Below are 19,952 nucleotides of genomic sequence, written 5' to 3'. Positions count from 1 at the left end.
TTGTTATGTCGAAACAATTTCCCTTCTAACTTGTTTTATCGACAAAGAACAAAGAACACCCTATACAGGTACTCTAATCCTGTTTAGGGTGTTCTTTACTAAAACTACAATACGATATTATTGTACGATTAATGTTGCTACCATCTCATCATGGCCGGTTCCACACATAATATTACAATATATTTTATATTCTCCTGGTTCAGTTGGTGTAAATGTTGCTTCCCCATCACCTTGGATTTCAACGTCAAATTCATCAATAGAGATTCCGTGATGACCTTCTTCATTTGTAAGGGTAACCTTTACTTCTTCACCTGCTTTTACAGTGTATACATCTTGACCTAGGCTAAAATTGGTTGCTACTAGATTTACTTCATTATTTGCATCTGGTGTATTTGCTTCCGTACTTTGGGATGAGTCTGTTGATGCATCATCTTCTTTAGAATCTGTATCCCCTCCTCCACATGCTGTTAAAACTATTATCATAGAAAATAGTAATGCCATTAATAATTTTTTATTCATTTTTAATTCCTCCTAAGCGCAATTCTTCTTACACCCTTATCATAACTAATCAATCTATTATTAGCTGTGACATATGTCACAGCTAAACACCAATTCACGAACTTGTCACAAAATATAAACCGTTACTTCTTTCACTTAGGAAATTGGTAATCAATTTTACGATTATAGTCGAAAAATACCTTTCTACCAGTTAAAATAGAAGGTGATTTCTTTTTAAGTTCTATCCAACATTATTATAAGAAAGCGTTTCTATAGATGGTGCACGATTTCTTTTTGGGGCGCTCGCATTAGTTCTGCTCGGGCGACTATTACTCTGGTTCACGCTTGTTTTACGTATTTTCGAGCGACTTCTAGTATGTATCGCGCGTATTTTTATGTTTATCGAGCATCTTTTATTATTTCGCCCAACGTTTGAATCTCATGTACTCTATCCATTAATAGATAAGATTGGAGAATTTTTGTAATGAAAAAAGCTTATGTTTACATAGCAGCAATCGTGATAGTAGTGATTGGTGTTACCTTACTTCTTCTGTACCTATCGAAAGATGATACATCTTCATCTAATCCAAGTGATTTATCTAATTTAGTAGAATCAAAGCCTTTACCTATCCCCCCATTATTGGAGGATGTCAATCCAGATCCGAACTTAGCGGAATTCCATCTAACCGCACAGCACGGTGTGACGGAAATCCTTGATGGGATTGAGTCTGAAACCTTAGGATACAATGGAAACATTCTTGGACCTGTTATTAAAGTTCATGAAGGAGATCGTGTTAAAGTAGTCATGAAGAATGACTTACGAGAAGCAACTACGCTTCACTGGCACGGGCTCCGTGTGGATGGGGAAAATGACGGTGGTCCACATTCAGGGATTAAACCTGGGGAGACATGGGAACCGGAATTCACGATTGAACAACCAGCAGCAACACTCTGGTATCATCCGCATAGGATGCACGCAACAGCAAAACAAGTTTATGAAGGACTAGCAGGGTTATTTATCATTGAAGATGCCGTATCGGACAGTCTTCCAATCCCTAAAGATTATGGGGTAAATGATTTCCCAATAATTATTCAAGATAAGCAATTAGATGCTAGTGGCAATATGCAGTATGACCCTGGAATGAATGACATGATGATGGGTCTATATGGAAATGCTTACCTTGTCAATGGCGCAATATCTCCTTACTTAGAGGTTCCAAAAGGAATGGTTCGTTTACGCCTTCTCAATGGTTCCAATGGTCGAACCTATCATTTTGAGCTTCATAATGGGCAAGAATTTTACCAAATTGCTAGTGATGGTGGTTTCTTAGAAAAGCCAGTAGAAATGACTTCCTTAACCTTGAGTCCTGCTGAGCGTGCTGAAATATTAGTAGATTTTTCTGCATTGGAGACTGGTGATGAAATTACGCTAATAGATACAGTCTCTGAACTAGGAAAAACGATTTCAGAAGATGAAGTAGAAGTTATGAAGTTCACCGTAACGGATACAGAATCAGAAGCGTATCCAATCCCAGAGCAATTAACTGAGATTGATACTATTGATCCTGCTGATGCAGTAGTGACCAGGGAAATGGTTATGGCTGGTGTAGGATCGACCCTAACCATTAATGATAAATCAATGGATATGGGCGTCATTGATGAAGTTGTAAATTTAAACGATACGGAAATTTGGGAAGTAAGTAATAAACGTACCGGAGTACAGGGTGGTATGGCACATCCATTCCATTTACATGGTGTCCAATTCCAGGTCATCGACCGTGATGGGAACCCACCTCCAGCAAATGAAACCGGCTGGAAAGACACGATTTTGGTAGAACCAGGTGAAACGGTGCGAATTATTACAACCTTCAACCACAAAGGGATATTTATGTACCATTGCCACATTCTGGAACATGAAGATGCTGGGATGATGGGACAGTATGAGGTGAAATAGATCTCTTTACAATTTTTCGTATTCAAAAGTCGCAGGATATCATCATCACTGCGACTTTTTATCTATTAAGCTTTCTCATTACCGTCTTCTCAATCCATGTCCATGGAATAAACTTCTTCATCAACCATAGCGATTTTGCACCTTTTCCAACCTGGTAGCGAAATTTTGGACGATTTGCTTCACAAATTCTCCGTACTAGCTTGGCTACTTCTATTGGATCCCCTGCATTTTGATAGGATTGTTTGGCAAATGCATAAGCATTTTTCTTTATCGTATCATTACCAATTCTCTCCCCTACTTCTAATCCCTTCTCCCAAATACCCGTTTTAAATGAAGCAGGCTCTACTAGAGATACATAGATACGCATTGGAAGAAGTTCCATACGCAAGCTTTCACTATAACCTTCTAAAGCGAATTTTGAAGAGCAATAAGGACCCATTCCAGGAAATCCAAAATATCCACTAACACTACTCATATTAATTATTTTTCCTTGTGTTGACTTTCTCAATAAGGGCAATAAGTGGAATGTCGTTCGAATAACACCCATTACATTCGTATCATATTGATTTTCCCATTCCTCCATCGTTAAATCAGAAGTAAATCCGCCCTGTGAGTATCCTGCATTATTAATAAGAACATCGAGCTGACCGAAGTGATCCGATATCCATTTGCTTACTTCTTTAATTCTTTCCTCATCTGTCACGTCCATCTCGACTATTTCTAACCGTTGATTTACATTAATTTCTCTAGCCATATCCATTATTTCTTTTTGATTAGCTTGATTTCTCATTGCTCCAATTACACGATACCCTGCCTTTAATAGCTCTATAATGATAAGCTTTCCAAAGCCACCATTGGCTCCTGTTACAAATGCTACCTTCATGACATTTCTCCATTTCTAGCATGAACTTGACAACCTATTGTTCCTGTATTAGTTTTTCATAAATATCTACTGTTTCTTGCTTACTCTCCCGATTCAAAATAACATAACTATCATCAAAGGCAATATATAGGAAAGGACCTTCCTTGCCGGCTACGAATAACTTCCCTTGTCCATATGGATCCTCCAGCTTAAACTGTCCTTTCCGAACATTTTCAGAAGAATAACCGTTTGTCCGCTTCAAAACCGCAGGAAGCTCATCTAGTAATTCCACCTTAGCAATGTCATCAATAGCCCATTCATCTCCGTACATACCGGAAATAATGAATTTTTCGTTTTCTATGATGATATCGTTATTTGTACTTCCGATAAATACTCCTACAGCGATAATTCCTACCGTTATAATTGATATAACGACAATAATCCAAAGCGATTTTTTCCTTTTATGGGGGAGCTCATACTTTTGAAGATATATTAACCCACCTAGTAAGAAAACGGTAAATAAACTAAATCCAATTAATGGACCATATGGAACACGAAAAACCGTTAGCAATATAGCTAATAGGAGTATATAAAACGAGTACACGAATATCTTCCCAAGTTTTTCTATATAACCATTTTCTATTAAATACTCCTGTTCTTCCTTTGGACGATTATAAAAACCTGATATTAAACTGTATTCCTTCTTCTTAACAATTAAATAGGTCATTCCACCATGTATAATTAGTATCCAACCCATCACCACGATAAAGATTAACATACCAGTAGTCATCATTACCACCTCAATAAGCTATGTTTACACCGTTAAACAATTATATAGTACCTTTTCCATCTACTTTTTTAGTAATTCTTTAAATCTTTCTATCTCACGTCGTAATACCTCCACCTCTTGTTTCGATACTTCCATTTCTCCATAACGTACTTTTTGATACACGTGCACATCAACGTTCAAACCAATCCGTTTCAACCATTCATCAATTGTTTCCGTGGTCTTTCTTCCCAGCTGATGCTTAATTGCTTTTCGTTCAAACTTATGAACCAAGATTCGGACTGGGTGTTTTTTACTGATTTTCCACCAAGTTAGTAAACCTTTTTGTTCTTCAGGAAAATGTACATCACCACGATGTTTACCTGAAGCAATGGTAATTCCTTTTATACCAGCTTTTGGTGATTTATCTCCTTTAAATATTAGAATGGTCATGATAAGCCCAAAAATCGCAAGAATGACACCAATACCCATATATCCACCTAAGATGAATGAAACTATAGGTAACTCCGTTGACACGTTTTCTAATGACTCTATACCTGTTCCTATGTCGATTTCATCTTCATTATTATTGTTTTCCATAAATGGTACAAGGAATAGAACTCTGCCAATTAGGGAAAATAAGAAGTATATAGTAGAGTCCCAAATTTTCACTAGATACGTTTGCGAACTAATCCAATATGCAATCATACCTCCACAACTCATCAATAGTAATAAATATATAACCCCTTTATAATAAAGCAAAGTCCTCTCGCTTCTCTCCAATACCGATATGTTACTGCACATAAAACCAATGATTATTACAAGTAACTGGAGAAACAATCCCATAATGGAATAAAGGTTATTCGTAATTAGAAATACTACAATTGAAAGTGTAGGCGTTAATAATAGATAAGCCGCTTCCCTCCCTATTACTAAAACGTGACGTATACGAAAGTATCTCCATAAAACAATACAAGAAATGAACACGCTAAGTAAAAGAGGATATCGAAAATATAGAAAAGTTGGAATTAATAGAAGTAAGGTGAAATAATAATAGCTATGGTTTAAATCTTGCTTTTCTAAAACCACGAAAAGTATACAAAGGAGGGCAATGACTACCAACATACTCCAAGCTGGAACCCAATGGTAATAATAATGTATTGGTAAGAGAAGTAAGATACTTACTATAATCATTTCACACATAAAGTGATAAACATCGGTGATAAATTGTTGTTGATCTTGCTTCATAAGCCACCCCTCCGTTATAACATATCAATCCTCCTCTTTCCTAAACCTTAATTCCTATTAAGTGAGTCAATTTCATTATTTAAAGAACTTGCCCACCTAATTACTTTATTTCCTTCAACATACCCTTTAATCATGGTACGTAAGAGAAACGGCTGTAAATGATAGCGTTCTAGCTCATATACCGATACCCAAAAGAATTCAATATGTTCTTCTATCGATTGAGGATTTTCCATTGCTAAGTCCTCCATCTCAATGTTAAACAGCTGGTTTATTTCACAATTCAATATACCTTGATTCATCCACTTATGCTCTACTAAACCAAGGAATTCTCCCACTGTACATCGCATCCCCAGTTCTTCCCTTATCTCCCTTACTAATGCATCCTTTGCACTTTCTCCGAATTCAATATGTCCTCCTGGTAAAAAAGTATTCTGATATCCTTTCGCTTTTCCAACTAATAATTTATTATCTTTTATTAAGATACCTCTAGCTAAATGATGAAAAGGCTTTTCCATCTTCTTCACCCCTTAATTTATATCTCCTAAATAAACTGGAAATTCTACTCCTTTTGTATAGTCTATGAGCTTCTCTCTCATAGTTTGCGGATAGAGCCTATATTGCATTAACTCTTCCAATGGCAACCATTCCACAGAAATTTGCCCCTCATCTGGCACTATTCCATTCCCCAGACCTCTACTACCAGTCACGCTACATAAAAACATATACTCGATTTGATGTACCTCTGCATCAAACTCGGCATGTTCATGATTCTTCCCGATGTATTCCCGAATAAATAACAGGCTACCGACATCAACATCTGCATTAACTTCTTCCATACACTCTCGTTTTACAGCTTCATGAAGTGTTTCTCCATGTTCTTGTCCACCACCAGGAAGTAAATAATAGTAGCCATCTTTGTCTTCTTTTTTTATGGTTAATAGCTTATTTTCTTCCATAATAATTGCTTTTGCTGAATTTCTTATTCCCATTCTCCTACTCCCCTGCAACAGGCTATTGGTATAAATAGAAAATCGTACAGTCAACTATATTTCTGTACGATTTCATTTTTAGTGTTCTACCTATTTATTCTTTTGAATTTGACTATACTTATCAATCGATTCAAGAGGAAGCTTTTCCTTCCAAACGCTTCACTAAAGGCTGCTTCCAACTATCAGCTAATAAATGGCATTTTACTAACTTTTTCGCCAGCTCCAGATCATTCTTTTTTTCATACATGACTTCATTACAATTGGCAATGGACCATTCTATATGAGGTCGTTCTAACAAGGCTAGTTCTGCTCCTGCTTTAACGAACCCCTCTTGCAAAACGCGAAAATACCAGCCTGTCCTTCCCGTTTTCTGTATTCGCATTGCTAAGTCCATTGTTTGATGGCGACGTGCTGGTTTCCAGCAAGGTTTTCTAGGTTGAGAAACTTGTATGACCGCCTCACCAAATTGATATGTATCACCAATACAAACGGTGTATTCATCCATATCAGCCACTGCTAGATTTTCCCCCATACCACCTATATGGATACCTTCTATATGTTGTTCATCTTGCCAATAATCATAGTGACTTACTGGATATGCAAAGATCGCCTTCTCTTGGCCCCCATGATTTTTCTTATCCGCTACTTCATCACCTTTTAACCCGGATTTACTTAGCCAAACAGGCATTTCTGTACTCGATTTAAACATGCCGCTCTCCCATGCTTTCTCTAATGGATTAGTGGCATCCGGATTACCGACTCGCTTCACTTTACCTACTAACAAATTTTGAACGTATGGTGTTTTCACTCTCCATCTCCTATCACGAAATATGCTAATTTAACCAAGTTAAAATAAAAGGAATGATCATTAAAAAAACAGCTGCCATAATGACCCCATTGGTCATCGTTTTTGATAACTTATTTCTCCTCATCCCATTATACCAACCTGAAAATTGCAACTTATTCCGATACAATACAAAAAACAGAAAAAGTATCCCTATGAATCCAAATAGCATATAATCTGATGAAATTTCAAATGTTGCATAAATACTTCTTATAGTATAACCACCTATCACACCAAAGAAGGCCAAAAGAAACATTATCCGAACTAACTCCAGACTCATTCTTACCATTACATTACTCTCCTTTACGGAATATGCCACGTTTAGTAAGTATTTACTATAATATTACCACATTTTTTAGAATTATTTATCGGTTCGAATTAATTTCTTTGCAAAATAGCTGAAGTAATTACCATCTATTTAACACTTTCTTTAAATGTAGAATCGGGCTAAATTTTAGGTTTTATTGAATGGAATTTCACTGGGAAAAAATCGGCTAGTAATGGAAAAATATGGTGTATTGGACTTATTTCATCTGGTGGTTTGAGGGTTAATGACTCTATATCATTTTATATTAGAAAGCAAGTAGCAGTGGATTATTCGAGTACTACTCCGAAAAAAATAGGGGTTGATATTCCTGTAATTGCTAGTAACTATATACTAGCAAAAAAGAGAAGAATCCAAATGGATGGTACCAACTAATAGTTAGGGATACAACTCCATGGATTCTTCCTTTTTCATTTATCTCATTTTATTTATATTGGCTTGTACCGCTTTTATGATAGCTGAACGGAACCCATTTTCTTCCAAAGCAGCTACAGACTGAATTGTTGTACCGCCTGGTGAACAAACATCATCTTTTAGTTTACCTGGGTGTTCATTTGTTTCTAATACCATTTTAGCTGATCCTAAAAGTGCTTGTGCAGCTATTCGGTATGCCTTATCACGTGGCATCCCATTTACAACTGCCGCATCTGCTAATGCTTCGATAAACATATATCCAAACGCTGGAGATGACCCACCTACCGCACTAGCAGTATCCATTAGACTTTCATCTATAGTCTCTGCTTTACCAAAGCATTCAAATAACCGTGTTACCTCAATTTGCTCTTCAGGTGTAACAAGTTGGTTAAAACTAATAGCGGTTAACCCTTCGCCGACTAGTACAGGTGTATTTGGCATTGCTTTAACTAACTTTATATTGCGATTAAATTGTTCTTCAGTTTGGGCTATCGATTGTCCAGCAGCAATGATAATCACAATTGTCTCTTCTTGCACGACATCCTTTATTTCATCTATTACTAGAGGATATTTATCAGGTGTAACTGAAAGAAAAACAATATCACTCTTGTTCACAACATCTTGGTTATTTTCCGCAACGTTTATTCCATACGTTACGTTTAAATCTAATAATTTTGGCATAGTACGATTGGATGCATAAATATTCTCCGGTAGCACAAACTCGGAATTCACAATACCCCCGATAATCGCCTCTGCCATTTTCCCACTACCAATAAACCCTATTTTTCGTTCCACGTAAAAAATCCTTTCCACTGATGTCATAAAGGTATATTTTAGTATATTGCTAGTTTTATAGCAATGGGAGAGCAGTAGATATATTTATTAAGTTATAGGCTCTTACATTATGCGGTCGCTTAGAGATGTCTAAATTCGCGCGGAAAACGTAAGAAATCGCGCCAGGTTTACTTCATATCGCGCGAACATCACAATAATCGCGCCACATGTATTAAAAATCGCGCCACACCTGATTTATAGCGCGATTTTCTATTAATCTGGCGCGATTCTATCAGATTACGCGCGAATTTCCCTTTATATCACGCGAAAATCCACTCTTGTCGCGCGATTCAATCAACATCAAGATAACAAACTTTAGTCGAGCAATTTTCTTATTGACATGTAATGATAGAATCCATATAATTATTCAATAAAGATTATGATTCCGTAGCTCAGCTGGGAGAGCGCCACCTTGACAGGGTGGAGGTCGTTGGTTCGAGCCCAATCGGAATCATCACTTCAAACAAAGCGATTCCTAATTCGTATAGGAATCGCTTTGTTTTTATTTATTTACTTACAGACAATTTTACACAGGATCTTTTTGTTTGCTGATACACATTCACTTCAACAGCACATTCACCTAACCCTCAATCGATCTCCCGGATGGATAACATCACTTGTCAATCCATTCAAGCTCCTTAAGGCATTGACAGTAGTATTATAGCGCTGTGCAATACTCCATAATGTGTCACCAGCTACAACCGTGTAATATACTGCCCCACCACTAACAATTAGCACTTGACCTGGATAGATTGTGTCATCTGTTAATCCATTTAAATCTTTTAATTGTTGTACTGTCATATTATGGGCTTGGGCGATACTCCACAATGTGTCACCAGATTGTACGGTGTACGTACCAGGACCACCGCCATTCGATTTCCGTCTTAATCCTAGAGCTTGAGCAATACCATTAGCATGACCAAGGGCAATGCGGGTTAAATAGGCATCAGATTTCAACTTAGCTGCATCACTTGCATTATCAATAAAGCCATTTTCAGTTAGTACAGCTGGCATATTGGTCTCACGTAACACATGGAAGTTTGCTCTTTTTTTACCACGATTTACAAAATCAACTTGCCGCATAATCTCCGCATGCATCCTATCACGGTAAGTGACTGTATTACTGGAAACGCTACCATTATAAATATAGTCTTCGTAACCAGTACCCCCACCAGCATTAATGTGAATAGATACAAAATAATCTGCTCCCCAGCTATTTGCATCATTTGTACGCTGAGCTAGCGTACGTGAAGTGTCACTAGTACGACTCATGCGAATACTATGGCCGTCATAGTCACGATTAAGAATATCGCGAACTTTTAGGGCGATTGCTAGATTGACATTTTTTTCTTGCAATCCGTTCCCTACCGCTCCTGGGTCTGTTCCACCATGACCTGGATCTAAATAAATTTTAGACATTTTTAATCCCCTCCTACTATTTTTATATTAAAAGAGTGGCTTGCCCGATTGGACCAGCCACCTAGTACATCAGTTGGTTTTATATCTATAACTGTATTGCACATAACCAACAGCATTCTATCAAGAAACATCTAGCTTCTGATAAACTATTCACCATGATAAAATCCACTAGATTCAGCAATTAGGAAATGGTATCCTTTCACCCATATTAATACAGCGGCAATTCTCATTTTTCGTGATTCAACGAACAACCATTCCCCTTCCCTTCTCCGCGATTTATTTCAAAACACGAAATAAATTCTTGGAACTAAATCAAATTATCCTTTATAATAAAAAAGCATTATATTTTTAAATTTAAAAAATTCATAATTTCGACAACGGGGGCATATTTCACGTGAAAACAGTTTTTTCCTATTTGAAACCATATAAATTACCCGCAATTGTTGCATTTCTACTCATGCTCGTTGAACTTGCTGTCGAATTACTACTACCATTTTTCCTTGGAAAAATGATTAACGATGGCGTAATCAACCAGGATTTAAACAATATTGTGATGTGGGGCAGTATTATGATTGGCCTTGCATTATTTTCATTTATTTCTGGAATCATTAATTCCTTTTATTCTTCCCATGTGAGTTGGGGGTTTGCGCACGATCTTCGTGAGAGACTATTCCGAAAAATACAGGAATTCTCCTTTGCTAATTTAAATCGTTTTCCAACCTCCCATCTCATGACCCTTTTCACAAACGACGTTCGACAAATTCAGAATACGATTTTCATGGGGTTAAGGATTATGGCAAAAGCTCCACTTATCACTATTGGCGGTGTAATAATGGCGTTTATTGTTAATCCAAAGCTAGCAGTTATTTTCATAATCACCGTACCACTTCTGATTGTATTCTTATTATGGGTACTAAAAATTGCTTCTAAAATGTTTAACCGCGTACAGAACAGTATTGACCATGTAAACCGTGTCATGCAAGAAAACCTTGCAGGAATGCGACTGATTAAAGCTTTCTTTAGACGTGATCATGAAGAAAATCGTTTTACAGATTCGAATACAAACTTACGTGATACGACCCGAAAAACATTTCGTTTTGTAGAAGCTTCCACACCAATCTTACTATTTGTTATGAACTTGAGTATTATTTTCATTCTTTGGTTTGGAAATATACAGTCTGTTGCTGGCACAGCAGAGGTCGGGGATGTTGTAGCAATTGTAAACTATGCAATGCGAGTAGCGATGGCAATATCAATGTTCTCTTTCATTATAATGGCTATCTCTCGTACGAAAGCTTCCGCAGAAAGAATCAGTGAGGTTCTAGAAGAAAAGGTAGACTTACTTGATTCCGAAGATGCAACAGAAGAACAAAGCGTAACCAATGGAAAAGTTGAATTTAAAGATGTTAGCTTCCATTATCCCACTTCACGAGAACCGGTTATTCGCAACCTTTCCTTTACCGTTCAACCAGGTGAAAAGCTTGCTATTATCGGTGCTACTGGATCTGGGAAATCTTCTTTATTTCAACTGATTCCAAGACTATATGACGTGACGGGTGGCGCTATTTTCATTGATGATAAACCAATCACATCCTATAAATTGGATGCGCTACGAAAGACAATTGGCTATGTACCACAAAGCCCATTATTATTCAGTGGGCCAATTATAGACAATATATCCTGGGGTAAAGAAAATGCAACACAAGAACAAATTATAAAAGCAGCAAAGGATGCCCAAATTCATGAAACGATTATGGAGCTTCCAAATCAATACCAAACAGAAATCGGTCAAAAAGGGGTAAACCTATCTGGAGGTCAAAAGCAGCGTATATCCATTGCCAGAGCACTTATCCGTAAGCCAAAAATCCTCATGCTTGATGATAGTACAAGTGCACTTGATTTAGCTACAGAAGCTAAGTTGCTAGATGCGATTCAAGACGACCTTAATACATTATTCATTATCACGCAAAAAGTATCTACGGCAATGAATGCCGACAGAATATTACTATTAGATGAAGGAAAAATGTTATACATTGGTACACATGAGGAACTACTATTGAAGTCTGAGCTATATCGAAAAATTGTGGAATCACAATTTGGAAAGGAGTATCTGAATGTCCATTAAACAGCAGCTTAAAGATCCTTTTCAATATGAGAAAATACCGATAGAAAATATATCCGAAGAAGTAACGAAAAAAAGGGCAAAGAATACATGGGGTACAATTAAGCGGATATGGTCCTACCTTGCTCGTGAGAAAGCAAAACTATGGTTCGTTATCTTCATGGTGCTAATTAGTTCTGCCATGAGTCTACTTGGACCATTTATGGTCGGCAAGGCAATTGATGGTTTCATAGTAGATAAGGAAGTAGCAGGCCTAGGCATGCTCGTAATTGGTCTGCTCTTCGTATATTTATTACATTCTTCATCCGTATTCCTACAGAATTATTGGATGATTGGTATTGCTCAAAATACGGTTTATGATTTACGATCTGAACTGTTCCATAAGTTTCACCGATTGCCAATCGCCTACTTTGATAAAAGGCAGCATGGGGAATTGATGAGCCGTATTACGAATGACATCGATAATGTAAATAACACATTAAACCAATCTGTTATTCAAGTATTTTCTAGTATTTTAACACTACTAGGTACGGTTGGGGTCATGCTTTACTTAAGTCCATTACTAACACTCGTTACAATGACCATTATTCCGGTTATGTTTTTTGCAACCCGCTGGATTACCAAGCGCACTGGACCACTATATAAATTACAGCAAAAAAGACTAGGTGAACTAAACGGCTATGTAGAAGAAACGGTATCCGGACAGCACGTAGTTAAAACCTATTCACAGGAAGAACGAGTAATCAATGAGTTTGAAGTCAAAAATAAAGATTTGAACCATTCTGGATTTTGGGCATTAACCATTTCTGGATTTATTCCAAAGGTAATGAACATGTTGAACTTTCTAAGCTTCGGGATGATTGCTCTTGTTGGCGGTATTCTTGCCATTAATACTACGCTAGTAACAGTTGGTACTATTGTCATTTTCACCGAATATGCTCGGCAATTTACTCGACCGTTAAATGAACTATCAAACCAGTTCAACCTGCTTCTGTCTGCGGTTGCGGGTGCTGAGCGTGTATTTAATGTAATTGACGAAGAGGAAGAAGAACAAGATGAAGACAAAGCAATTGAATTAAATCGTACCCATGGCTATTTCAAGTTTGAGAATGTGTCTTTCGGATATGAAGAAGAAACTATCATTGACAATGTTAGCTTTGAAGCAAAACCTGGCCAGTCCGTAGCTTTTGTTGGTCATACTGGTGCTGGTAAAACGACCGTCATTAACCTAATCTCTCGCTTTTATAATTATGATTATGGGCGAATTACACTTGATGGTATCGATTTAAAAGATATAAAACGCTCTAGCCTTCGTTCACATATGGCATTTGTACTACAGGATTCCTTCCTGTTCCATAATACAATTAGGGAAAATATTCGATATGGTCGATTAACTGCTTCAGACGACGAGGTCATTGAAGCAGCGAAGAAAGCAAATGCCCATGATTTTATTGTCCAATTACCTGATGGCTATGACACCATACTAGACCAAGAAGGCAGTGGAATTAGTCAAGGACAAAAGCAATTACTTACTATTGCTAGAGCTTTTATCGCTGAACCTACTATACTCATTCTAGACGAAGCAACTAGTAATATTGACACCATCACCGAATTAAAAATCCAGGAAGCGTTGAAAGAATTAATGAAGGGTAGAACTAGCTTCATTATTGCTCACCGCTTAAACACTATTCAAGAAGCAGATCAAATTGTGATGTTGGAGCATGGAGCTATTTTAGAAAAAGGGAACCACAATGAATTATTAGACTTAAAGGAAAACTATTATAACCTATACAAAGGACAGCTCCGTGAAGTAGTCGGCAGTTAAGATTACAATACAAGCAATTCGTGATAAACTAGTGCTATGTTAAATGGTTATGGGGTGAATATATTGGCAAGAAAAGGTAAAATGCTAGAAAGAGAAATAAATAGTAGTTATCTCGGTGAAACCATGACACTGAAGATTTATTTGCCGGAGGCTTTTTCACCGTTGTATAAATATCATATCTGTATCATGCAAGACGGCAATGACTATTATCAGTTAGGAAGAGTAGCAACAGTTAGTGACCAACTGCACGATGAGGCGGAAATTGAAAATACTATTTTTGTCGGTATTCATTATAAAGACCGCTATGACCGGTTAAACAAATACCATCCGTCTGGTGAACAATATGAGAGCTACTGTCATTTTACAATGAAAGAAGTTGTACCACTATTAGACGACTTCCTCCCTACCTACCATATGGGAGGCGCTCGAGGGTTAATGGGAGATTCGTTAGCTGGCACCTTTGCATTACTGCTGGCGATTAAGTATCCGAATACGTTTGGAAAAGTGATTATCCAATCTCCTCTAGTCGATGATATCGTACTTTCATTAGTTGATAAGGCTACTAACATTCAGGCATTAGATATATACCACACCATTGGATTAGCAGAAACTAGTGTTCAAACGACGAAGGAACCAGATGTAGATTTTCTTACACCAAATAGAAAATTAAAAGAGCTGTTAGACCAGAAAGGATTAACTTATCATTATAAGGAAATTCCGGATGGTGAACACACCTGGAAATATTGGCAACAGGATATGAAACATGCTTTAAAAACCATTTTCACTGACTAATTTACGGTTTGATGTAAATAGGTAAAAAAACACTTTCATTACGGCAATTTTTGTTATAAATTTAATTGTACAAATGTACTCATACGGATAAAATGAATAGGAGGTTTTTACATGAAATACGGTATCGCAATTTTTCCATCCAAAAAAATTCAAGATGAAGCCAACTCGTATCGGAAGCGTTATGATCCGCATTATCCATTAATTCCACCACATATAACGATAAAAGAAGCTTTTGAAGCAGATGATCCTATGATAGAGGAATTAATACCAGAACTAAAACGTGTTGCTAACGAAACAAAAGCCTTTACTATTCGAATTAATAAAGTGAGTTCTTTTGTTCCTGTGACGAACACCATATACTTAAAAGTAGAACCTACACCAGAGCTTACAGCGTTATATGAAAAGCTTCATACGGGAAAATTCCCACAAAACGAGCGCTACGCTTTTGTACCCCATATTACGATTGGCCAGAGATTATTAGATGATGAATACTCGGATATTTTGGGTCAATTGAAAATGAAAAGCTTCCAATTCGAAGAAGTAGTTGATCGTTTCCAGCTTCTTTACCAATTAGAAAATGGTTCTTGGACGGTTTATGAATCATTCGTATTTGGGAAGGAACTTGTATGAACATCAAAATAGCTAAAACAGCTAAAGAAAAGAAACAGGCATATAACGTGCGTACAAGCGTATTTGTAAAGGAGCAACAGGTTCCGCCAGAAGAAGAACTGGATGAATTCGATGAAACAGCCATTCATTTCGTTGGATTCATAGATGAACAACCTATTGCTGCTAGCAGATTACGATTTGTTGAAGAATACGGTAAACTGGAACGGATTTGTATCTTAAAAGAATACCGTGGCAAATCGTATGGAAGAGCCATGATGGAAGCCATGGAAGCGACAATCAAAGAAAAAGGATATGGAAAAGCAAAATTGAATGCCCAAACCCATGCTGAGGAATTTTACAAAAAATTAGGCTACCACACTGTTTCAGATGAATTTATGGATGCTGGAATACCGCATGTGACAATGATAAAAGAATTACAATAAACAGTTCGCTGGGCGAACTGTTTTTTGATTTTCACGTATTACATAGCACAATTGGGAAACCCTATTAGTGGAAAGGGGACGGTTAATTGTGCCTTCATATTCTCAAATGCTAGTGGACACTATTTTTGGTTTCTTTGCTCTATTTCTCCTGACAAAAATTCTTGGAAAAACACAAATATCACAACTAACTGCCTTCGACTTCATTTCAGCAATCATTCTTGGTGAACTGGTTGGAAATGCTTTATTTGATGACAACTCAGGTATATTACAAATTGGGTATGTTCTGTTATTGTGGGGTAGTTTATTATATATCACAGAAATTATCACCCAAAAATTTAAGTCAACAAGACCTTTATTAGAGGGGTCACCAGAAATAGTGATACGTAAAGGAAAGTTAATTAGAGATGTGATGAAAAAGAATAAATTAGACATAAATCAATTGCAGCATATGCTCCGTGGTAAAGATGTATTCACTTTACGAGAGGTGGAGTATGCTATATTAGAAACAAATGGTACATTATCTGTATTAAAAAAGTCAGATTTCCAAACGCCTACACGGAAGGATATGAAGCTAGCACCTCAACCTGCTAATCTTTCCGTAACGTTAATTAATGATGGGGAAATCATTTATGACAACTTAAAAGAAAGAAACTTGACCGAGGAATGGTTGATGGATGCGTTAAAAGAACAAGGATACGATAATGTAAAAGATGTTTTTTATGCTGAATACATGAAGGATGAGGAATTATTAGTGTTACCATTTATTAATCGAGGAAAACAAAAGAAATAGCATAATGGCGCAGTTGATATGCCCCACACTTATACAGTGTGGGCCTCTTTCATTTTTTTGATATCAATCACCATTTCATCAAACAACTTCGGAAATGCGTTCGGTTCATCCTTTATGTACATAAGTTTATTGGAAGCAAAATAATCCCTTCCTAGTGTAACTCCTAGCGGGTAATCAATTGCATGTGCAGCAATTAATTCTTCTGAACGAGTATTTTCATAACGTAACAAGAAATCCGTTCTTAATATCATTTGAATTTCACTTAAAATAGGATGTGGCCCATTTACCTTGATATTTCTCGACTCAATAAAACCATGTTGATCCTTAATGGTTGTACCACCTGCAAGCTTATCATCTAAAGCAGCAAAGTAAACCTGTTTGATCTTGGAAAGGATAATGGCACCGAAACATTGAATACATGGTTCCATTGTAGAATAGATTGCTGCCCCCTCGAGTTGGTTATAATCACTTAGCTCTAATTGTAGTAATACATTCATTTCAGCATGTGCTAAACGATTGGAAGAAATTTGCTTTGATGGGGCAGTTTTTTCATGTATTCTATTTCTTCCTTCTAACATAATTGCTCCATCTTGGTTAACAAGTACTGCACCTATTGGGATAGACCCATGACAATATGCTTCCCAGGCTTGTAAGAAACTTCTTTTCCATGGTTCAGACAAATCATACCATCTCATACGTATACCCCTTTATTTTCATTATTTTATAAATATTATAACATAATGGAATAAGAGAGAATACCTCTATATAATGTGCGCTTATTTACGATATACTAAGTCAAGCTACACGTAATACACGTCATCCAACCTACTAAACACGCTCATTAATAAATTGCCCTAAACCTGTAATCTCTGTATATATCGCATCTACTTCACTAAATTCTGAAACAGATTGCTCCATTTCATTTAGAATCAAGTCTACTCTATTATTCCTAATTTCTTCTTGATGCTGTAATTCTTCATATTTTGCCTGTAATCCAGCTTTATATGGTTTTTCCACAGTCGTGATTGTTCTTTTACTCGTTACCATTCTTCTTTGATAATCGGAATACTCATGTTGTTGAATTGGTAATATATATCCCATATCTCTACCCCCTCAACCCTATTTGTAAAGGTATTCGTAATTTTCTATTAGTTTATGTCTGTTCCATAATACTTACTCACCCATTCTTTTTTCAAAATCCTTTATCCAATTTTCAATATCTGTAATATTCTTCATAAAACGTGTATTCCACGCGATCATTTCCTTTTCAAAAAGTACTTTTTTCTTTTCCGGACTTTGCAACCATTTTTCATTCTTTTCAAGGTGTCTTTCTATAATTTCGAGATTTTTCATTAATTTCTCTCTATCCATTTCTTCCCTCCATTCATTAATAAGCAAAAAAAAGGCAGCAATTAAGCTGCTTATGGTTATGGATGGTGGCAAACTAATGTAATCCGTTAAATCCAAGAGAATGGTCCGCGACCTTTTCTTTCATCGTCTAATTCGTCATGGTCACGGTTATCTATGCTGCTTGACTCATATCTTTCATTACCTTCGTCTTCTCTGAATCCACCAAAGAAACGATCTCCTTTTCTTTGTGGTCTAATAATGACATTTTCTGCTTCAATAACAAGGTCCTTAACACGAATCACTCTTCTATTATTCTCTGACATGAATGTCACTCCTCCATGATATTTGCTCGATATTAGTCTATGTCATTATTTCGAATGGGTATGGTCAAGTGCCCTTTTTATTCTTATTTATTTGATTGTTTTACTTCACGAAATATGGATAAGTAACCAAAAATATTTATCGTACAGTCGCCCACACCATCTAACACGATGCACATATTCTATTAGAGACAATAGTCAATTAGCTTTAGAAAGGAGAAATGTTTCATGGGTTGTGGCCATGGTAGAGTAGAAGGTGTATCAGCAAAAGAAAACTGCGTTTGTGAGATTCTTCGTGATATTGTAGATGCTCAAAACGATGTTATTGAAAATTGCTGTGATACTAGTTGTGAGCAATCAATCAATGATTTATTAGGTGAAACAGATCCAGGTAATGGGTTGGATACAGTACCTGTCATTTTATACTGCGCAGGTGATTGTAAGCCATTTAAAGGATTTGGTGCAAGACGTGGGAACGGACTAGGAACTATTGGTAAGCTTCAATCTAGCTTTATCTTCCGTGTGAAATCTGTAACAGACGACTGCTGTGCTGTTCTAGAATTACTACGTGATCCTAATGATCCTTGCGAATGTGATCATTTAAAAGATCCTTGTGATCAATCAACTCATAATCTAGAAAACACTGGTATCTGTATCACTGTTGACCTAGATTGCTTCTGTCATGTAACTTGCTTACCAGCTATTAGTGTATTTGATTGAAAATAAGAACACCATGGGGTAACTTTCCATGGTGTTTTTTCTTTTACTATTTTAAAACCCTAAAAGTCTAATATCTGTAATATCTTCTATTGAAACCACTATTGTTCTTCTTCCAACCCTCATCTTAATCACTTCACTTTCCTTGTCTAACATGATCCCTCGATACTTATTGTCGTTTGTAACCACTTCACATCGCATTCTTGGTAAATGACTGGGTGTTTTTATGAAATAGTCTATTTTTTCCAAAAGGGTCATTTCTTTAAACTTCTTCCGTTCTAAATTATTTTCCTCCGTCACTTCCTCAAAACTTGAAGAGGTTGATTCCATCTCTTCTAGTTCTTGTGTTGGAAAAGATGGACGTCTCTTTTTCACTTGTGGTTGTGGTTCTTTTACTTCATTGGAATTTGCTATCCCTGTACTAAATGAGTTCAAACTAGGTCTTTTTTTTATTGTCTCTTGTGATTTAGCTCCAGATTCTGAATGGGTAGGCGATGAGGAGATAGATTTATTTGCTTGCTTTTTTGCAGACGTATAGGAGTGCTGCATCGGTGCGGTTGGCTTATCCACAGTGGGCTGATGAATGTATAGTAACGGTTCTCTTGCATATTTTCTGCGTTTCATTTACTAAACCCCTTTCTATTGTTTGTCGTCAACCTATTATATGACCTAAAGAATTAAATGGTGTTAAATGCCTATTTACAAAAGTGCTTGTTCCTCATAGATATCAAAGAAGAGGCTAACTATATAAAGTCAACAAATTTAGCCCAAAAAGAATAATGTTTTTTATTATAAATTTTGGCATGACAAATAAGCTTGGTGATTACGATT

General features: G+C 36.7%; 23 protein-coding genes and 1 tRNA gene. 9 read left to right on the top strand and 15 right to left on the bottom strand.

Annotated features, from left to right (window positions below):
- Window positions 1-117: 117 nt before the first annotated feature.
- Complete coding sequence (locus tag ACSKT4_RS00120) at window positions 118-519, bottom strand: cupredoxin domain-containing protein (RefSeq protein ID WP_186869989.1); 402 nt, start codon at window positions 517-519, stop codon at window positions 118-120.
- A 463-nt stretch (window positions 520-982) separates the two neighbouring features.
- Here ACSKT4_RS00120 and ACSKT4_RS00115 point away from each other — a divergent pair, with 463 nt between their 5' ends.
- Complete coding sequence (locus tag ACSKT4_RS00115) at window positions 983-2,452, top strand: multicopper oxidase family protein (protein ID WP_186869988.1); 1,470 nt, start codon at window positions 983-985, stop codon at window positions 2,450-2,452.
- Between the two features lie 58 nt (window positions 2,453-2,510).
- On the opposite strand, the gene ACSKT4_RS00110 is transcribed toward ACSKT4_RS00115, so the two are convergent.
- From ACSKT4_RS00110 to proC, 8 genes are all read right to left on the bottom strand, one after another.
- Window positions 2,511-3,335 carry an SDR family oxidoreductase gene (locus ACSKT4_RS00110; RefSeq protein ID WP_186869987.1) on the bottom strand — a complete coding sequence of 275 codons (825 nt, stop codon included), beginning with the start codon at window positions 3,333-3,335 and terminating at the stop codon, window positions 2,511-2,513.
- 34 nt (window positions 3,336-3,369) lie between these two features.
- Complete coding sequence (locus ACSKT4_RS00105) at window positions 3,370-4,104, bottom strand: DUF3784 domain-containing protein (protein WP_186869986.1); 735 nt, start codon at window positions 4,102-4,104, stop codon at window positions 3,370-3,372.
- Window positions 4,105-4,164: 60 nt separating this feature from the next.
- On the bottom strand, window positions 4,165-5,328 hold the full coding sequence (locus ACSKT4_RS00100) for a hypothetical protein (RefSeq protein WP_186869985.1): 1,164 nt from the start codon (window positions 5,326-5,328) through the stop codon (window positions 4,165-4,167).
- Between the two features lie 47 nt (window positions 5,329-5,375).
- Window positions 5,376-5,843: an NUDIX domain-containing protein gene (locus tag ACSKT4_RS00095; RefSeq protein ID WP_186869984.1), complete on the bottom strand. Its 468-nt coding sequence runs from the start codon at window positions 5,841-5,843 to the stop codon at window positions 5,376-5,378.
- Window positions 5,844-5,855: 12 nt separating this feature from the next.
- Window positions 5,856-6,317 (bottom strand): NUDIX domain-containing protein, encoded by a 462-nt coding sequence (locus tag ACSKT4_RS00090; RefSeq protein WP_186869983.1) that lies wholly within the window; start codon window positions 6,315-6,317, stop codon window positions 5,856-5,858.
- 130 nt (window positions 6,318-6,447) lie between these two features.
- Window positions 6,448-7,125 carry an MOSC domain-containing protein gene (locus ACSKT4_RS00085; RefSeq protein ID WP_186869982.1) on the bottom strand — a complete coding sequence of 226 codons (678 nt, stop codon included), beginning with the start codon at window positions 7,123-7,125 and terminating at the stop codon, window positions 6,448-6,450.
- Between the two features lie 25 nt (window positions 7,126-7,150).
- Window positions 7,151-7,450 (bottom strand): hypothetical protein, encoded by a 300-nt coding sequence (locus ACSKT4_RS00080; RefSeq protein ID WP_186869981.1) that lies wholly within the window; start codon window positions 7,448-7,450, stop codon window positions 7,151-7,153.
- Between the two features lie 450 nt (window positions 7,451-7,900).
- Complete coding sequence (gene proC, locus ACSKT4_RS00075) at window positions 7,901-8,695, bottom strand: pyrroline-5-carboxylate reductase (protein ID WP_186869980.1); 795 nt, start codon at window positions 8,693-8,695, stop codon at window positions 7,901-7,903.
- Window positions 8,696-9,115: 420 nt separating this feature from the next.
- On the opposite strand from proC, the gene ACSKT4_RS00070 reads away from it, so the two are divergent.
- Window positions 9,116-9,188 (top strand) — tRNA-Val (locus ACSKT4_RS00070).
- A gap of 122 nt (window positions 9,189-9,310) precedes the next feature.
- On the opposite strand, the gene ACSKT4_RS00065 is transcribed toward ACSKT4_RS00070, so the two are convergent.
- The gene (locus ACSKT4_RS00065; protein ID WP_465822597.1) at window positions 9,311-10,153 is read right to left on the bottom strand and encodes an N-acetylmuramoyl-L-alanine amidase; all 843 of its coding nucleotides are present in this window, start codon (window positions 10,151-10,153) and stop codon (window positions 9,311-9,313) included.
- A 394-nt stretch (window positions 10,154-10,547) separates the two neighbouring features.
- Between ACSKT4_RS00065 and ACSKT4_RS00060 the strand changes: the two genes are divergently transcribed.
- The 6 genes from ACSKT4_RS00060 (at window position 10,548) to ACSKT4_RS00035 (ending at window position 16,734) form a co-directional block, all read left to right on the top strand.
- On the top strand, window positions 10,548-12,278 hold the full coding sequence (locus tag ACSKT4_RS00060) for an ABC transporter ATP-binding protein (RefSeq protein WP_186869978.1): 1,731 nt from the start codon (window positions 10,548-10,550) through the stop codon (window positions 12,276-12,278).
- Window positions 12,268-14,100 carry an ABC transporter ATP-binding protein gene (locus ACSKT4_RS00055; RefSeq protein ID WP_186869977.1) on the top strand — a complete coding sequence of 611 codons (1,833 nt, stop codon included), beginning with the start codon at window positions 12,268-12,270 and terminating at the stop codon, window positions 14,098-14,100. Before ACSKT4_RS00060 ends, ACSKT4_RS00055 begins: the two co-directional genes overlap by 11 nt.
- A gap of 63 nt (window positions 14,101-14,163) precedes the next feature.
- Window positions 14,164-14,892: an alpha/beta hydrolase gene (locus tag ACSKT4_RS00050; RefSeq protein ID WP_186869976.1), complete on the top strand. Its 729-nt coding sequence runs from the start codon at window positions 14,164-14,166 to the stop codon at window positions 14,890-14,892.
- Window positions 14,893-15,003: 111 nt separating this feature from the next.
- Entirely contained in the window at window positions 15,004-15,522 is a 519-nt protein-coding gene (locus ACSKT4_RS00045; protein ID WP_186869975.1) for a YjcG family protein, read from the top strand.
- Window positions 15,519-15,944, top strand: coding sequence for a GNAT family N-acetyltransferase (locus tag ACSKT4_RS00040; protein ID WP_186869974.1), 426 nt, complete (start codon window positions 15,519-15,521; stop codon window positions 15,942-15,944). The genes ACSKT4_RS00045 and ACSKT4_RS00040 overlap by 4 nt, the downstream gene beginning before the upstream one ends.
- Before the next feature lie 88 nt (window positions 15,945-16,032).
- On the top strand, window positions 16,033-16,734 hold the full coding sequence (locus ACSKT4_RS00035) for a YetF domain-containing protein (RefSeq protein ID WP_436262599.1): 702 nt from the start codon (window positions 16,033-16,035) through the stop codon (window positions 16,732-16,734).
- 29 nt (window positions 16,735-16,763) lie between these two features.
- Here ACSKT4_RS00035 and ACSKT4_RS00030 read toward each other — a convergent pair whose 3' ends face one another.
- From ACSKT4_RS00030 to ACSKT4_RS00015, 4 genes are all read right to left on the bottom strand, one after another.
- Window positions 16,764-17,429, bottom strand: a complete 666-nt coding sequence (locus ACSKT4_RS00030) for a nucleoside deaminase (protein ID WP_186869973.1) — start codon at window positions 17,427-17,429, stop codon at window positions 16,764-16,766.
- Between the two features lie 133 nt (window positions 17,430-17,562).
- Entirely contained in the window at window positions 17,563-17,835 is a 273-nt protein-coding gene (locus ACSKT4_RS00025) for a hypothetical protein (RefSeq protein ID WP_186869972.1), read from the bottom strand.
- 72 nt (window positions 17,836-17,907) lie between these two features.
- A complete protein-coding gene (locus ACSKT4_RS00020) occupies window positions 17,908-18,105 on the bottom strand; it encodes a hypothetical protein (protein WP_186869971.1) in 198 nt (65 codons plus the stop codon).
- 86 nt (window positions 18,106-18,191) lie between these two features.
- Window positions 18,192-18,407: a hypothetical protein gene (locus ACSKT4_RS00015; protein WP_186869970.1), complete on the bottom strand. Its 216-nt coding sequence runs from the start codon at window positions 18,405-18,407 to the stop codon at window positions 18,192-18,194.
- A gap of 225 nt (window positions 18,408-18,632) precedes the next feature.
- On the opposite strand from ACSKT4_RS00015, the gene ACSKT4_RS00010 reads away from it, so the two are divergent.
- Window positions 18,633-19,124 (top strand): CotY/CotZ family spore coat protein, encoded by a 492-nt coding sequence (locus ACSKT4_RS00010; RefSeq protein ID WP_186869969.1) that lies wholly within the window; start codon window positions 18,633-18,635, stop codon window positions 19,122-19,124.
- A gap of 51 nt (window positions 19,125-19,175) precedes the next feature.
- On the opposite strand, the gene ACSKT4_RS00005 is transcribed toward ACSKT4_RS00010, so the two are convergent.
- Window positions 19,176-19,745 (bottom strand): CotO family spore coat protein, encoded by a 570-nt coding sequence (locus ACSKT4_RS00005; protein WP_186869968.1) that lies wholly within the window; start codon window positions 19,743-19,745, stop codon window positions 19,176-19,178.
- Window positions 19,746-19,952 lie beyond the last annotated feature (207 nt).

The organism is Ornithinibacillus liuyingii (genome assembly GCF_055550225.1).
The sequence above is the reverse complement of the archived record's forward strand: the minus strand, read 5'-3'. Positions and strand labels throughout refer to the sequence as shown.

What these genes read in the sequence shown, in the direction of transcription:
- ACSKT4_RS00095 (WP_186869984.1), bottom strand. Translation starts at nt 5,843, where the DNA reads ATGGAAAAGCCTTTTCATCATTTAGCTAGAGGTATCTTAATAAAAGAT.
- ACSKT4_RS00010 (WP_186869969.1), top strand. Translation starts at nt 18,633, where the DNA reads ATGGGTTGTGGCCATGGTAGAGTAGAAGGTGTATCAGCAAAAGAAAAC.
- ACSKT4_RS00065 (WP_465822597.1), bottom strand. Translation starts at nt 10,153, where the DNA reads ATGTCTAAAATTTATTTAGATCCAGGTCATGGTGGAACAGACCCAGGA.
- ACSKT4_RS00040 (WP_186869974.1), top strand. Translation starts at nt 15,519, where the DNA reads ATGAACATCAAAATAGCTAAAACAGCTAAAGAAAAGAAACAGGCATAT.
- ACSKT4_RS00005 (WP_186869968.1), bottom strand. Translation starts at nt 19,745, where the DNA reads ATGAAACGCAGAAAATATGCAAGAGAACCGTTACTATACATTCATCAG.
- ACSKT4_RS00030 (WP_186869973.1), bottom strand. Translation starts at nt 17,429, where the DNA reads ATGAGATGGTATGATTTGTCTGAACCATGGAAAAGAAGTTTCTTACAA.
- ACSKT4_RS00110 (WP_186869987.1), bottom strand. Translation starts at nt 3,335, where the DNA reads ATGAAGGTAGCATTTGTAACAGGAGCCAATGGTGGCTTTGGAAAGCTT.
- ACSKT4_RS00090 (WP_186869983.1), bottom strand. Translation starts at nt 6,317, where the DNA reads ATGGGAATAAGAAATTCAGCAAAAGCAATTATTATGGAAGAAAATAAG.
- ACSKT4_RS00080 (WP_186869981.1), bottom strand. Translation starts at nt 7,450, where the DNA reads ATGGTAAGAATGAGTCTGGAGTTAGTTCGGATAATGTTTCTTTTGGCC.
- ACSKT4_RS00025 (WP_186869972.1), bottom strand. Translation starts at nt 17,835, where the DNA reads ATGGGATATATATTACCAATTCAACAACATGAGTATTCCGATTATCAA.
- ACSKT4_RS00105 (WP_186869986.1), bottom strand. Translation starts at nt 4,104, where the DNA reads ATGACTACTGGTATGTTAATCTTTATCGTGGTGATGGGTTGGATACTA.
- ACSKT4_RS00045 (WP_186869975.1), top strand. Translation starts at nt 15,004, where the DNA reads ATGAAATACGGTATCGCAATTTTTCCATCCAAAAAAATTCAAGATGAA.
- ACSKT4_RS00055 (WP_186869977.1), top strand. Translation starts at nt 12,268, where the DNA reads ATGTCCATTAAACAGCAGCTTAAAGATCCTTTTCAATATGAGAAAATA.
- ACSKT4_RS00115 (WP_186869988.1), top strand. Translation starts at nt 983, where the DNA reads ATGAAAAAAGCTTATGTTTACATAGCAGCAATCGTGATAGTAGTGATT.
- ACSKT4_RS00020 (WP_186869971.1), bottom strand. Translation starts at nt 18,105, where the DNA reads ATGGATAGAGAGAAATTAATGAAAAATCTCGAAATTATAGAAAGACAC.
- ACSKT4_RS00015 (WP_186869970.1), bottom strand. Translation starts at nt 18,407, where the DNA reads ATGTCAGAGAATAATAGAAGAGTGATTCGTGTTAAGGACCTTGTTATT.
- ACSKT4_RS00100 (WP_186869985.1), bottom strand. Translation starts at nt 5,328, where the DNA reads ATGAAGCAAGATCAACAACAATTTATCACCGATGTTTATCACTTTATG.
- ACSKT4_RS00120 (WP_186869989.1), bottom strand. Translation starts at nt 519, where the DNA reads ATGAATAAAAAATTATTAATGGCATTACTATTTTCTATGATAATAGTT.